Raw genomic sequence first — 14,296 nt, forward strand, 5'->3', positions numbered from 1 at the left:
CCTCGCCGGTGCGGGCCATCGGCGTATTCAGGCGGATGGGGGGTGGCAGTTCCTGCCAATGGATGGGTCGGCGTAAGAGTTCCGTCAAAGGCGTACGCGCCTCCGTAAGGGAGACGTCAACGGCGCTCGAATTCGGCCAGGGAGGCGGTTTCCTCTAATCGTCCGTTCAATCCGAACCTCATCTAGGAGCTCGCGATGGCCGACCTGGCCTTCGTCGTCACCACGATCGCGGTTTTCGCGCTGGTGGCTCTCGTCGCCAAGGGGGTGACGAAGCTGTGACTGCCGAAAACATCGTCGGCCTGATCGTGGCCGTCGCCCTGCTGGGCTATCTGGTCCTCGCCCTCATCTACCCGGAGAGGTTCTGAGCACCGATATGAGCCCCGTACTCGCTGGTGTGCTCCAGCTCCTCGCACTGATAGTGGCGCTCGGCCTTGCCTACCGCCCTCTGGGTGACTACATGGCCCGGGTCTACTCCTCCGACAAGCACCTGCGCGTCGAGAAGTGGATCTACAAGGGCATCGGCGCCAACCCGAACACCGAGATGCGCTGGATGGCGTACCTCCGCGGTGTGCTGGCCTTCTCGGCCATGAGCGTGCTGTTCCTGTATCTGCTGCAGCGCTTCCAGGGCCGGCTGCCCGGTTCGCTCGGCTTCACGGCGATCGACCCGGACCAGGCGTTCAACACGGCCGCGTCGTTCGTGTCGAACACCAACTGGCAGTCGTACTACGGCGAGCAGGCCATGGGCCACGTCGTGCAGACCGCCGGGCTGGCCGTGCAGAACTTCGTCTCTGCCGCTGTCGGTATCGCGGTGGCGGTCGCGCTGGTGCGGGGCTTCGCCCGCTCGCGCACGGGTGAGCTCGGTAACTTCTGGTCGGACCTGGTGCGCGGCGTCGTGCGCATCCTGATCCCGATTTCGGTGATCGGCGCGATCGTCCTGGTGGCGTGCGGCGCAATCCAGAACTTCTCCGGGATTCACTCCGTGGGTCAGTTCATGGGCGGCTCGCAGCAGTGGAACGGCGGCGCGGTCGCGTCGCAGGAGGCCATCAAGGAGCTGGGCACGAACGGTGGCGGTTACTTCAACGCCAACAGCGCCCACCCCTTCGAGAACCCCAACGGCTTCACGAACCTCTTCGAGATCTTCCTGATCCTCGTCATCCCGTTCGCCCTGACGCGCACCTTCGGCCGCATGGTCGGGTCGCTCAAGCAGGGCTACGCGATCCTCGCCACGATGGCCACCATCTGGGTCGGCTTCGTCTGCCTGATGTGGTGGACCGAGTTCGCGCACCACGGTCCGGCGTTCGAAATGGCCGGTGGCGCGATGGAGGGCAAGGAGACCCGGTTCGGGATCGGCGCCTCGGCGATCTTCTCGATCTCCACGACGCTCACCTCGACCGGCGCGGTGGATTCCTTCCACTCCTCCAATACGGGCCTGGGCGGGGGCCTGAACCTGCTGGGCATGCAGCTGGGCGAGATCGCCCCGGGTGGTACCGGCTCCGGGCTCTACGGCATGCTGATCATGGCGATCATCGCGGTGTTCATCGCGGGTCTGATGGTCGGCCGTACGCCGGAGTACCTGGGCAAGAAGATCGGCACCCGCGAGATCAAGTTCGCGGCCTGCTACATCCTCATCACCCCGGCCCTCGTGCTCGTGTTCACGGCGATCTCGATGGCGCTGCCCACGCCGCCGAACTCGATGCTCAACTCCGGCGCGCACGGCTTCTCGGAGATCCTGTACGCGTTCACGTCCGGGGCGAACAACAACGGTTCGGCGTTTGCCGGTCTGAGCGCGGACACCAACTGGTTTAACACCATGATCGGGCTGGCGATGCTCCTTGGCCGGTTCCTGCCGATGGTGTTCGTCCTGGCGCTGGCCGGCTCGCTCGCCGAGCAGAAGCCCGTCCCCGCCACGGCCGGCACCCTGCGCACCGAGAAGCCGCTGTTCACCGGGCTGCTCGTCGGCACGATCCTGATCATCACCGGCCTGACCTACTTCCCGGCCCTCGCGCTGGGCCCGCTGGCCGAGGGGCTGGCGTCATGACCACTCGTATAGCCAAGACCCGTACAGAAAACGACGAGGACGCGATGTCCACAGCCACTCCGACCCGGGCGCCGCACAGCGATGTGCCGACCGGTCACAAGGACGAAGGACGTGTCGGCGCGGGTCTGTTCGACCCGAAGCAGCTGCTGAAGTCGCTGCCGGACGCCTGCCGCAAGCTCGATCCGCGCGTCATGGTCAAGTCGCCCGTGATGTTCGTGGTGCTGGTCGGTTCGGTCCTGACGACGGTGTTCTCCTTCAAGGACCCGTCCGACTGGTTCGGCTGGGCGATCAGTGCCTGGCTGTGGCTCACCGTGATCTTCGCGAACCTGGCGGAGGCGGTCGCGGAGGGCCGCGGCAAGGCGCAGGCTGACACGCTGCGCAAGGCCAAGACCGACACCGTCGCGCGCCGCCTGTCCAAGGACGGCAAGACCGAGGAGCAGGTGCCGGGCACGGCGCTGACCATCGGCGACCTCGTGGTGTGCGAGGCGGGCGACATCATCCCCGGCGACGGTGACGTCGTCGAAGGCGTCGCGTCCGTGGACGAGTCGGCCATCACCGGTGAGTCCGCGCCCGTCATCCGCGAGTCCGGCGGCGACCGGTCCGCGGTCACCGGCGGCACGAAGGTCCTCTCGGACCGCATCGTCATCAAGATCACGACGAAGCCCGGCGAGACGTTCATCGACCGCATGATCGCTCTGGTCGAGGGCGCCGCACGCCAGAAGACGCCCAACGAGATCGCGCTCAACATCCTCCTCGCGTCGCTCACCATTGTGTTTCTCCTTGCGTGCGCCACACTGCCGCCGTTCGCGGATTATGCGGGCAAGCACCTCACGATGGTCGTGCTGGTGGCCCTGCTGGTCTGCCTGATCCCGACGACGATCGGCGCTCTGCTCTCGGCGATCGGCATCGCGGGCATGGACCGCCTGGTCCAGCGCAACGTCCTCGCCATGTCCGGACGGGCGGTCGAGGCGGCGGGCGACGTCTCGACGCTGCTGCTCGACAAGACGGGCACCATCACGCTCGGCAACCGTCAGGCCTCCGAGTTCGTGCCGGTGACCGGCACCCGCGAGGCCGAGGTCGCGGACGCCGCGCAGCTGTCCTCGCTGGCCGACGAGACGCCCGAGGGCCGCTCCATCGTGGTCCTGGCGAAGGAGAAGTACGGGTTGCGCGAACGCCACCAGGGCGAGCTGGCCGGCGCCGAGTGGATCGCCTTCACCGCCCAGACCCGCATGTCGGGAGTGGACGTCGACGGCCGCAAGATCCGTAAGGGTGCGGCCGGTTCGGTCATCACCTGGGTCAAGGAGCAGGGCGGCCAGATCTCCGACGACGCGGACACCCTGGCCAACCGGATCTCCGAAGCGGGCGGTACGCCGCTGCTGGTCGCCGTCGAGGATGACAAGGGCGCCCGTGTACTGGGTGTCATTCACCTGAAGGACGTCGTCAAGGAGGGTATGCGCGAGCGGTTCGACGAGCTGCGCCGTATGGGCATCAAGACCGTCATGATCACCGGTGACAACCCGCTGACGGCCAAGGCGATCGCCGAGGAGGCGGGCGTGGACGATTTCCTCGCGGAGGCCACTCCCGAGGACAAGATGGCCCTGATCAAGCGGGAGCAGGCGGGCGGCAAGCTGGTCGCGATGACCGGCGACGGCACCAACGACGCCCCCGCGCTCGCGCAGGCGGATGTCGGCGTGGCGATGAACACGGGCACGTCGGCCGCCAAGGAGGCCGGCAACATGGTCGACCTCGACTCCAACCCGACCAAGCTCATCGAGATCGTCGAGATCGGCAAGCAACTCCTCATCACCCGGGGCGCGTTGACGACGTTCTCCATCGCCAACGACGTCGCGAAGTACTTCGCGATCATCCCCGCGCTGTTCGCGGCGGTCTACCCGGGCCTGGACAAGCTCAACATCATGCACTTGTCCTCACCGGACTCGGCGATCCTGTCCGCGGTCATCTTCAACGCGCTCGTCATCATCGCGCTCGTACCGCTCGCCCTGCGCGGCGTGCAGTACCGGCCGGTGAGCGCGGACAAGCTGCTGCGCCGCAACCTCGGGATCTACGGGCTCGGCGGCCTGATCGCCCCGTTCATCGGCATCAAGATCATCGACGTACTCATCTCCCTCATCCCCGGAATCGGCTGATCACGATGAACAACTCAGTGGCAAACACAGGTCGGTTGCTGTGGGCGGGACTGCGTGCACTGCTCGTCCTGACCGTCGTCTGCGGCGTCATCTACCCGCTCGCCGTGACCGGCGTCGCCCAGGCCGTCTTCCACGACAAGGCCAACGGCTCGGAGATCAAGTCCGAGGGCAAGGTCGTCGGCTCGTCCCTCATCGGGCAGCGCTACGACCTGCCGCTCAAGAAGGGCCAGGAGACCGCGGAACCCGACCTCAAGTGGTTCCAGCCGCGCCCCTCCAACGGCCTCGGCGAAAACAGCGTCAACACCCAGTACAAGCTGATCCTGTCCGGCGCCACCAACCTCTCCGGCGACAACAAGGACCTCATCGACCAGGTCAAGGCCGCACAGAAGGCCGTCATCAAGGACAACTCCACGGCCACCTACAAGGTGAAGAAGGCGGATGTGCCGGCCGACGCCGTCACCTCCTCCGGCTCCGGCCTCGACCCCGACATCTCCCCGGACTACGCCGACCTCCAGATCCACCGGATCGCGGAGCAGAACGGCCTGTCCGTCACCCAGGTGGACAAGCTCGTCAAGGACCACACCAGCAGCCGCATCCTCGGTTTCATGGGTGAGCCCCGCGTCAACGTCCTCGAACTCAACGTCGCACTCAAGGAACTCGTGGCGAAGAGCTGATGGCCTTATGCGCACCACGCGGGAGTTGGCGTACGGGGCGACACCCCCGATGCGTCAACTCCCGTAGCCATGAAGCAGGTTCCGCAGGCTCCGGCCTTCCGTGCAAGAGGAAAGGCGCACACCGATGACCCGGGTGCTGGTGGTGGAGGACGATCCTCAGCTCGTCCGGGCCCTCGTGATCAACCTGGAGGCCCGCCGATACGGAGTGGACCCGGCGCCCGACGGTGCCACCGCACTGCGCCTCGCCGCCGCGCGCCAGCCCGACGCGGTCGTACTCGACCTGGGCCTGCCCGACATGGACGGCACGGACGTCATCAAGGCCCTGCGCGGCTGGACCCGGGTACCGATCCTGGTGCTCTCCGCCCGCCGCGCATCCGACGAGAAGGTCACCGCGCTGGATGCGGGTGCCGACGACTACATCACCAAACCGTTCAGCATGGACGAACTGCTGGCCCGCCTGCGCGCGGCCGTCCGCCGCACCGAAGCCGCTCCGCTCGCCCCCGACATCGTCCTGGTCACGACCGACGAGTTCTCCATCGACCTGCTTGCCAAGAAGGCCAGCCGAGGCGGACACGACGTACGCCTCACGCCGACCGAATGGCACCTGCTGGAGATCCTGGTCACCAACCCCGGGCGACTCATCACGCAGAAGTATCTGCTCCAGGAGGTCTGGGGCGCGTCCCAGAGCAACAAGACCAACTATCTGCGCGTCTATATGGCCCAGCTGCGGCGGAAACTGGAGACGGACCCCGCCCACCCGCGCTACCTCATCACCGAGCCCGGCATGGGATACCGCTTCGAGAGCTGAACCGCGCTTTCGTCACCCGGCCCCAGCACTCCCACAGCCTCCGCCCGTAGAGACGAAGAGACGAGAAGATGGCACGCGGCAAGCTTCGGATATACCTCGGTGCGGCACCGGGTGTCGGTAAGACGTACGCGATGCTGTCCGAGGCGCACCGTCGCGTCGAGCGGGGGACCGACTGTGTGGTCGGATTCGTGGAGCACCACGAACGGCCGCGCACCGAGGTGATGCTGCACGGCCTGGAGCAGGTCGTGCGCAAGGAACTGCAGTACCGCGGCAGCGTCTTCACAGAGATGGACGTCGACGCGGTGCTCGCCCGGCGTCCCCAGGTGGCCCTGGTCGATGAACTCGCGCACACGAACATCCCGGGCTCGCGCAACGCCAAGCGCTGGCAGGACGTCGAGGAACTCCTCGCGGCCGGCATCGACGTCATCTCGACCGTCAACATCCAGCATCTGGAGTCGCTCGGCGACGTCGTCGAGTCGATCACCGGCATCCGGCAGCGTGAGACCGTCCCTGACGAGGTCGTACGACGGGCCGACCAGATCGAACTGGTCGACATGTCGCCGCCCGCCCTGCGCCGCCGGATGGCACACGGCAACATCTACAAGCCCGACAAGGTCGACGCGGCACTGTCGAACTACTTCCGGCCCGGCAACCTGACCGCGCTGCGCGAACTGGCCCTGTTGTGGGTGGCGGACCGGGTCGACGCCTATCTGACCGAGTACCGCAGCGAGCACAGGGTCTCGAAGATCTGGGGCTCGCGCGAGCGGATCGTCGTGGGACTGACGGGTGGCCCTGAGGGCCGCACGCTGATCCGCCGGGCCGCGCGGCTCGCGGAGAAGGGTGCGGGCGGTGAGGTAATGGCCGTCTACATCGCCCGCAGTGACGGGCTGACCTCCGCGTCACCGAAGGAGCTGGTGGTCCAGCGGACTCTCGTGGAGGACTTGGGCGGTACTTTCCACCACGTCATCGGCGACGACATCCCCACCGCGCTCCTGGACTTCGCGCGCGGCGTCAACGCCACCCAGATCGTCCTCGGGGTGTCCCGCCGTAAGGGCTGGCAGTACGTCTTCGGCCCGGGTGTCGGTGCCACCGTCGCCCGGGAGTCGGGCCCCGACCTGGATGTCCACCTGATCACGCACGACGAGGCGGGAAAGGGGCGCGGTCTGCCTGTCGCCCGGAGCGCGCGCCTCGGCCGGTCCCGGGTCATCTGGGGCTGGCTGGCCGGTGTGGTCGGCCCGGCCCTCCTCACGCTGCTGCTCACCGGCGTCGCCCCTGAGGTCGGCCTGGCCAACGACATGCTGCTGTTCCTCGCGCTGACGGTGGCCGCGGCCCTGCTGGGCGGGCTCTACCCGGCGCTCGCGTCGGCGCTCGTGGGTTCCCTGTTGCTGAACTGGTTCTTCACCCCGCCCGTCCACACCTTCACGATCGCCGATCCGAAGAACTTCGTCGCCATCGCGATCTTCGTCGGCGTCGCCGTGTCGGTGGCCTCCGTGGTGGACCTCGCCGCCCGGCGTACTCATCAGGCGGCCCGGCTGCGCGCAGAGTCGGAGATCCTCTCCTTCCTCGCGGGCAGTGTGCTGCGCGGAGAGACCAGCCTGGAGGCCCTGCTCGAACGGGTCCGGGAGACCTTCGGGATGGAGTCGGTGGCGTTGCTCGAGCGGGCCGACGACGTGGATCCGTGGGCCTGCGCGGGCAGCGTAGGTACGGGAGCGGTGGTCGAACGTCCGGAGGACGCGGATGTCGACATGCCGGTCGGTGACCGCATGGCGCTGGCGCTGTCCGGGCGAGTGCTGCCGGCAGAGGACCGGCGGGTCCTGGCCGCTTTCGCCGCCCAGGCCGCCGTGGTCCTGGACCGTCAGCGGCTGCAGTCCCAGGCCGACCAGTCCCGCACGCTGGCCGAGGGCAACCGCATCCGCACCGCGCTGCTGGCCGCCGTCAGCCACGACCTTCGCACGCCACTGGCCGGAATCAAGGCAGCGGTCTCTTCGCTGAGGTCCGACGACGTGGCCTGGTCCGAGGAGGACCACGCGGAACTGCTCGAGGGCATCGAGGAGGGTGCCGACCGCCTCGACCACCTGGTGGGCAACTTGCTGGACATGTCCCGGCTGCAGACCGGCACGGTCACCCCGCTGATCCGCGAGATCGACCTCGACGAGGTGGTGCCGATGGCGCTCGGCGGGGTTCCCGAGGGCAGCGTGGAGCTGGAGATCCCGGAGACCCTGCCGATGGTCACCGTCGACCCGGGCCTTCTCGAGCGGTCGGTCGCCAACCTCGTTGAGAACGCGGTGAAGTACAGCCCCTCCGGCGAGCGGGTCCTGGTGTCCGCGAGCGCCATCGCCGACCGGGTGGAGGTACGAGTGGTGGACCGCGGCCCCGGCGTGCCTGACGAGGCCAAGGACCGGATCTTCGAGCCCTTCCAGCGCTACGGCGACGCCCCCGGCGGGGCCGGCGTCGGCCTCGGCCTCGCGGTCGCCCGCGGCTTCGCCGAGGCGATGGGCGGCACACTGAGCGCGGAGGACACCCCCGGCGGCGGCCTCACCATGGTCCTCACCTTGCCGGCCGCTTCCGGCCTTCAGCCGATCCGCCCCGACCTTCCGGCGACCGCCACCTCCTAGCCGCTCAGGGCCGCCGTACCAGCCGTGCAACACCGATAGCGCTCCCAGACATGGGGATTCCCTGTTGCAGCGTGAGGCCATGGCGCGTCCTTGACGCGCCTCGCCGCGGGGGCCCGGTCACACTGGCCTCGAACGGCTTCATGCCGCCGCACCCTGCACCGCGAGGTCCCCATGGCGTTCGGCTTGGCCCGCCGCGAACTGCGGCCGAGAGTTCCGTTGCCGCCCGGCGAAGGGGAACGCCTCCACCTGACCAGTGCGAAGGGCTCGCCGCGCTGTCCTTGGACGCGCTGAGTTCGGTCGCCTACGGACCCGAGGCGATCGTGCTCGTCCTGATCGCGGCCGGTACCGGCGCGCTGACCGCCACACTGTCGGTGACGCTGGTCATCGCCGCACTGCTGGCGGTGCTCGTCGTGTCGTACGGACAGGTGATCGCCGCTCACCCGGACGGTGGCGGCGCTTACGCGGTGGCGAAGAAGGATCTCGGCCCCAGGACGAGCTACCTCGCGGCGGCCAGTCTTGTCGTGGACTACATGCTGACCGTGACCGTCAGCCTGGCGGCGGGCGCGGCCAGTCTCGTCTCCGCCTTTCCCTCGCTCGGCTCGTATCTGCTCGAAATCTGTCTCGCCGGGCTCGCGCTCCTCGCCCTTGTGAATCTGCGGGGGTGGCCGAAAGCGCCCGGGTGCTGATGCTGCCCACCGTGCTGTTCATCCTGAGCATCCTCGGCATCATCGTGGTCGGACTGCTGCGCAGCCATCCCGCGGAGATCGTGGGAACCGCTCAACCTGTCCACGCCACCGAGGCGTTGGGGGCGCTGCTGCTCCTGAAAGCCTTCTCCTCCGGCTGCTCGGTGCTTACCGGTGTGGAGGCCATCGCCAACGGAGTGCCTGCCTTCCGCGAGCCGCGCGTGAAGCGGGCGCAGCGCACCGAGCTGATGCTGGGTGCACTGCTCGGCCTGATGCTGATCGGGCTGGCCGTACTGATCCGCCGTGACCATGTGGCCCCGCGCGGCGGCGTGACCGTTCTCGCGCAGCTCGCGGCCGGCTCGTACGGGACGGGCTGGCCGTACTACGCGACCAACCTCATTGTCACCCTCGCGCTCGCGTTCGCCGCCAACACGAGTTTCGGCGGTCTGCCCGTCCTGATGAGCCTGCTCGCCAGGGACCACCGGCTGCCGCATCTCTTCGGGCTGCGCACAGAGCGTGTAGGGCTCGGAAAGTCGTCGCTGCAGGTCAAGCGGCATAGCGGTACTCGTTAATGACGCTGCCGAGGACGCGGGTGCGCAGGAGTCTGCGGCCTTCGAGTGCGTGCACGGCGATGGGCTGTTGGTGGGCGCCTGGCGGTAGTTGGTTGCGGGCCTGGTGGGGGGCGGTGCTTGTCGTAGTGCCGTTCGTAGGCGGCCAGGACCTGTCGGGTGTGGGCTTTGTTCATGATGAGGACATGGTCGAGGACCTGGCGCCGGATGCTGCCGATCACCCGCACGCAGTGGGCGTTCATCCGAGGGGCCCGCGGCGCGCTCATGAGGATCTCCATCTCCTCGGCCTCGAAGACGGCGTCGAAGGACTGCCCGTACTTGCCGCCGCGGTCACGAAGCAGGAAGCGCAGGAACTCCATGCGTGTGCCCAGGTCGGCGGCAAGGTTCCTTGCCTGCTACATCGCCCACTCGCGAGTGGGGTGCGGGGTGACGCCGGTGATGTGCAGGCGCCTGGTGCGGTGTTCGAGAAACGCTGGCGGGTACAGCTTGCGTCCGTCGGCAGTGTCGAGATGGAAGAAGTCGACGGTGATGTGCCGTGGGCCTGGTTGGTGAGGAACTCCCTCCAGGTCGGGCCGGAATGGCGCGGGGCCGGGCCGATGCCCGCAGCGTGCAGGATCTCCCAGGCCGTGGACGCGGTGATCGGGTGCCCGAGTCGGGTCAGCTCGCCCTGGCTCCGCCTGTGCCCCCGCTGTGCGTTTTCTCGAGCGAGCTGCAGGATCAGTTTCTTGAGTGTCGCCCTGGTCGGTGGGCGTCCTGTGCGGGTGTGCCGGGCGCTGTGGTCCCACTTGGCCGAGATGAACCTGCGATGCCAGGCCGGCAGCGTGCCAGGCGTGACCGGGGAGATCTCGCGCCAGCGGCGACGGGGTATCAGGTTGGAGAGGGGGCGGCCGGCCAGAACCGGTCCGCGGGCTCGTAGCTGACCGGGCCGGTGATCTGACGGCGTAGCACCGCATTCTCATGGCGGAGGACAAGCAACTCGGCGGCCTTGGTGCTGTCGCGACTCAACAGCACCCCGGGGACGGACAGCAGCTTGCGCGCGACTTTGTAGAGCAGTGAGACGATCACGCCGGCATGGTTCCGGTACAGACCGCGCGATGGTCGCGACCTGCAGCGATGACTCTACGAGCCCCACAAGCGCGCTGCTCTACCCATCGCTGCTGGTCATCAGGCCAGGCCGGGTTCTGGAACCCCACAGGCAGTTGGCCACCGGCACCATGTGGTGACGGCGCTCGAAGGTCTGCAGGAGCCGCGCCCTCATGGCCTTGGTGTCGGCCGTGGCGTGCGGTGCGGGGGAGTACACGCACGTGCCGCCGCGGGCGGCGATCCAGGCGTGGCAGGCGAAGTGGGCCGGTGCGTGTGGGGTGTTCCCGCTCTCCCGGGAGGTGCGCCGGTGTCTCCTCAGGCGGGTGTTCAGGCTCCTCGACTCGCCGACGTAGATCACGGACGACTCGAGGCGGGGATAGGGCAGTCGTCTCTCGTTGAGGACAAGGACGTAGACGCCCGGGTGGGACGGCACGTCGGGCTCCTCGTCGCCGAGCAGGTCGAAGGCGCCTGCCAAGGGCGGCCACTGGGCCTGGAGCAGCACGTGGCCGAGGATGTCGATCGTGGCTTCGTTCACCTGCGTACCTCCTGGTGCCGGTCGGCTGCCGAGTGGTCCGCCAGGAGGTGTGGGCCGTACAGGTCGGCGGTGCCGATGCCGGCGAAGAGGTCGAAGTACGTCGCGGTCAGCGTGGCGTCGCGGGCGACGGCGCGCAGGAGGGCCAGGCGTTGACGGCAGGCCGGAGCGAGTCTGGCCACGGTGAGGGGTCGATGCCTTCGACTCTGAGGGTCTCTCAGACGGTGGAGGCGGCCATCTGGAGGCCGAGTGCGGCGAGTTCGCCGTGCACCCTGCGGTACCCCCACGACGGGTTCGCCCGGACCGGCGCTGGATCAGCGTGCGGATCGAGCGAATGATGGGTGGGCGGCCTGGTCTCTTCGGCCGGCAGGTGTGAGGGTGGCGCTGCTTGATCAGGTTGCGGTGCCGGCGCAGCACGGTGTCGGGTTGGACCAGCAGCCGGAGCCGGCGCAGTGCCTTGCGCGGGAGTGGCATCAGCGGAGCGGTGAGGAAGGCTGGGTCTTCCGAAGTGAACTTCACTCGGTCCGCGCCGAGTTGCCGTTCGAGGGTCGTGATCTGGTGGCGCAGGGCAAGGATCTCCGCGTCCTTGTCGCGGTCGCTCATCGGTAGCAGGCGCAGCATGGCGAACGCGTTGGTGACGGTCAGGTAGGCGAGACGAAGCAACTCAAGTGTTCAACCTGCCGCAGCACCGCACAGACCCCTGGGCTGCACGGACGGCATTCTCGACAGGCGCAACGTCAACACCTCGAACTCCGTTCCCGTGCAGGTGAATTGGCGTGCCAGCGAGTGATCAGATTGCGGCGTTGTTCGCACCGGTCTATATCGCCCGCAGCGACGGCCTAACGTCGGCCACGCCCAAGGAACTGGCCGTCCAGCGCACCCTGGTCGAGGATCTGGGCGGCACCTTTCACCACGTCATCGGCGACGACATCTCTTCCGCGCTCCTTGAGTTCGCGCGCGGGGTGAACGCCACCCAGTCGTCCTCGGTGTCTCGCGCCGCAAGCCCTGGCAGTACCTCTTCGGGCCCGGCGTCAGTGGCAGCGTGGCCCGTGAGTCGGGGCCCGACCTCGATGTCCATCTGGTCACCCATGACGCGATGGGCAAGGGCCGCGGTCTGCCGGTGGCGCGCGGCGCCCGGCTCGGCCGGTCCCGGCTGATCTGGGGCTGGCTGGTGGGTGTGGGCGGCCCCGCGCTGCTCACGTACCTGCTGACCAGTCTGCTGCCTGACGTCGGCCTGCACCACGACATGCTGCTCTTCCTGTCGCTGACGGTCGGCGCGGCCATGCTCGGCGGACTGTGGCCCGCTCTCGCCTCGGCAGGCGTCGGGTCCCTGCTCCTGAACTACTTCTTCACGCCCCCACTGCACCTCTGGACGATCGCCGACACCCGCAACATCGTCGCCCTCGTGATCTTCGTAGGGGTAGCGGTCTCCGTGGCCTCCGTTGTGGACTTGGCGGCCCGCCGTACCCACCAGGCTGCCCGACTGCGCGCCGAGTCGGAGATCCTCTCCTTCCTCGCGGGCAGCGTCCTGCGCGGCGAGACCAGTCTCGACGCACTCCTCGAACGCGTCCGCGAGACGTTCGCCATGGATTCCGTGGCACTCCTCGAGCGGGCCAGTGACGTCGAACCCTGGACCTGCGCCGGCCAGGTGGGCAACGCGGGCCCGATCGACCGCCCAGAGGACGCCGACGTTGACATTAATCTTGGACACGGGCTATGCGGCTTGGGCCAGGCTAGTTGATGTTGTGTCGAGTGCTGTCTCGTAAGCGATGGGACTGCGTTGTCCGAGGCGGGAGTGACGGCGTCGGGTGTTGTAGCGGTTGAGCCAGCGGAACGCGTCGAGGCGGGCCTCGCGTTCGCTGGACCAGGTCTTGCGGCTCTGAAGCGTCTCGCGTTTGAAGGTCGCGTTGAAGGACTCGCCAAGCGACGTTGTCCGTGCTGGAGCCGATTGCGCTCATGGACTGGCGGAGGCCGGCCTGGCGGCAGGCGTCGGCGAAGGCCCGGCTGGTGTATTGGGCGAGTTCAACTGGTCGATGCAACACCGGCTTGTTGAAGCGAGCGTAGTTGCTCCTCGAAGATTTCAGCGGGCGTCTTCCACCCGAGGATCTTTCGTGGCCGGTTGTTGAGCGCGTGAGCGACGGCCAGAGCGTCGGTGACGAGGTCGGTGCGCATGTGGTTCGCGATCGCCCAGCCGGCCAGGCGGCGTGAGGCGAGGTCGATGACGGTAGCCAAATACAGGAACTTCCCGCCGTCCAGCGGGAGATAGGTAATGTCGCCGACGTACTTCGTGTTCGGCTCGCTTGCTGTGAAGTCGCGGCCGACGAGGTCCGGGGCCTTCGCCGCGGCCGGGTCCGCAACAGTGGTGCGATGTCTGCGGCGCAGGCGAATGCCCGCCAGACCGGCACCCCGCATCACCCGCGCGATCCGCTTGTGGTTGACGCGTTCACCCGCCTCGCGGAGCTCGGCGGTGATCCTCGGAACGCCATAGGTGCCGTCCGACTCGCGGTGCACGGCCCGTATCCGGGCGGCGAGGCGGGTGTCGGCCGCTTGCCGGGCGGCCCGGTCTGCGGCCGTCCGACGCCAGTAGTATAAGCTGGAGCGGGCGATGTTGAGGATGGTGCACAGCCGCTTCACGCCGTAGCGGTGGTGGTGGTCGGCAACGAACTGGAAGCGGTTCACCAGCGCGTCTCCCCGGCGAAATACTTCGCCGCCTTGCGCAGGATCTCGCGTTCCTCCTCCAGCTCACGGACCTTCTTTCGCAGAGCGGCGTTCTCCGCCTCCAACGGCGTCGGCGGCTCGGTCGGCGCCTCCGCCCGGCGTCCCCGCGGCCGGCTCGCGCCGGCTGCCCGCACCCAGTTCCGCAAGGTCTCGGGATTGATTCCCAGATCGGCAGCGACCTGCCGGATCGTCGCCTCGGGCCGCGACTGATACAGCGCGACCGCGTCCGCCTTGAACTGCGGCGGATAGTTCTTCATGACCACGAGATGTCCGTCCTCAGATCCTCAGGATCTAGTGTCTCGTGTGTCCAGGATCAAAGGTCAAGGCCCCGGTGGCACCACCCCCCAGGTCATGCCCTCGACAGGGGGGAACAGCCATGCCGGGCCCGGAGGCCAGCGGCCCTCTTGCAGGACCGCGGAAAACATAACG

9 protein-coding genes and 4 pseudogenes are annotated in these 14,296 nt (G+C 67.9%); 9 read left to right on the top strand and 4 right to left on the bottom strand.

The genetic code is table 11. The features are described from left to right. Positions 1-275 precede the first annotated feature (275 nt). The 7 genes and pseudogenes from kdpF to OG698_RS40435 all read left to right on the top strand — a co-directional run. Entirely contained in the window at positions 276-365 is a 90-nt protein-coding gene (kdpF, locus tag OG698_RS40405) for a K(+)-transporting ATPase subunit F (protein ID WP_018536030.1), read from the top strand. 8 nt (positions 366-373) lie between these two features. After that, the gene (gene kdpA / locus OG698_RS40410; RefSeq protein ID WP_406109087.1) at positions 374-2,038 is read left to right on the top strand and encodes a potassium-transporting ATPase subunit KdpA; all 1,665 of its coding nucleotides are present in this window, start codon (positions 374-376) and stop codon (positions 2,036-2,038) included. Further along, complete coding sequence (kdpB, locus tag OG698_RS40415) at positions 2,035-4,185, top strand: potassium-transporting ATPase subunit KdpB (RefSeq protein WP_406109089.1); 2,151 nt, start codon at positions 2,035-2,037, stop codon at positions 4,183-4,185. The genes kdpA and kdpB overlap by 4 nt, the downstream gene beginning before the upstream one ends. 5 nt (positions 4,186-4,190) lie before the next feature. Continuing rightward, on the top strand, positions 4,191-4,859 hold the full coding sequence (locus OG698_RS40420) for a potassium-transporting ATPase subunit C (protein WP_406109091.1): 669 nt from the start codon (positions 4,191-4,193) through the stop codon (positions 4,857-4,859). 124 nt (positions 4,860-4,983) lie between these two features. Next, positions 4,984-5,667, top strand: a complete 684-nt coding sequence (locus tag OG698_RS40425; protein ID WP_406109093.1) for a response regulator — start codon at positions 4,984-4,986, stop codon at positions 5,665-5,667. Positions 5,668-5,735: 68 nt separating this feature from the next. Continuing rightward, complete coding sequence (locus OG698_RS40430) at positions 5,736-8,282, top strand: ATP-binding protein (protein WP_406109095.1); 2,547 nt, start codon at positions 5,736-5,738, stop codon at positions 8,280-8,282. Positions 8,283-8,453: 171 nt separating this feature from the next. Then, positions 8,454-9,486, top strand: a pseudogene (locus OG698_RS40435) (APC family permease); the annotation flags it as partial. A 25-nt stretch (positions 9,487-9,511) separates the two neighbouring features. Here OG698_RS40435 and OG698_RS40440 read toward each other — a convergent pair. From OG698_RS40440 to OG698_RS40450, 3 genes and pseudogenes are all read right to left on the bottom strand, one after another. Next, positions 9,512-10,599: pseudogene (locus tag OG698_RS40440) on the bottom strand (integrase core domain-containing protein). A gap of 79 nt (positions 10,600-10,678) precedes the next feature. Further along, entirely contained in the window at positions 10,679-11,152 is a 474-nt protein-coding gene (locus OG698_RS40445) for a hypothetical protein (RefSeq protein ID WP_406109097.1), read from the bottom strand. Then, on the bottom strand, positions 11,149-11,331 hold the full coding sequence (locus OG698_RS40450; protein ID WP_406109098.1) for a hypothetical protein: 183 nt from the start codon (positions 11,329-11,331) through the stop codon (positions 11,149-11,151). The genes OG698_RS40445 and OG698_RS40450 overlap by 4 nt, the downstream gene beginning before the upstream one ends. A 196-nt stretch (positions 11,332-11,527) precedes the next feature. Between OG698_RS40450 and OG698_RS40455 the strand changes: the two genes are divergently transcribed. After that, a complete protein-coding gene (locus OG698_RS40455) occupies positions 11,528-11,758 on the top strand; it encodes a hypothetical protein (protein ID WP_406109100.1) in 231 nt (76 codons plus the stop codon). Positions 11,759-11,964: 206 nt separating this feature from the next. Continuing rightward, positions 11,965-12,857, top strand: a pseudogene (locus OG698_RS40460) (DUF4118 domain-containing protein); the annotation flags it as partial. A 6-nt stretch (positions 12,858-12,863) separates the two neighbouring features. On the opposite strand, the pseudogene OG698_RS40465 reads toward OG698_RS40460, so the two are convergent. Further along, positions 12,864-14,130: pseudogene (locus tag OG698_RS40465) on the bottom strand (IS3 family transposase). Between the last annotated feature and the right edge of the window lie 166 nt (positions 14,131-14,296).

The sequence above is a fragment of the Streptomyces sp. NBC_01003 genome, assembly GCF_045162695.1.
In the GTDB taxonomy this organism is placed as follows: domain Bacteria; phylum Actinomycetota; class Actinomycetes; order Streptomycetales; family Streptomycetaceae; genus Streptomyces.

Bases quoted from the DNA above. Each gene is read 5' to 3' on its own strand.
- kdpB (WP_406109089.1), top strand. From the start codon at position 2,035: ATGACCACTCGTATAGCCAAGACCCGTACAGAAAACGACGAGGACGCG.
- kdpA (WP_406109087.1), top strand. From the start codon at position 374: ATGAGCCCCGTACTCGCTGGTGTGCTCCAGCTCCTCGCACTGATAGTG.
- OG698_RS40430 (WP_406109095.1), top strand. From the start codon at position 5,736: ATGGCACGCGGCAAGCTTCGGATATACCTCGGTGCGGCACCGGGTGTC.
- OG698_RS40425 (WP_406109093.1), top strand. From the start codon at position 4,984: ATGACCCGGGTGCTGGTGGTGGAGGACGATCCTCAGCTCGTCCGGGCC.
- OG698_RS40420 (WP_406109091.1), top strand. From the start codon at position 4,191: ATGAACAACTCAGTGGCAAACACAGGTCGGTTGCTGTGGGCGGGACTG.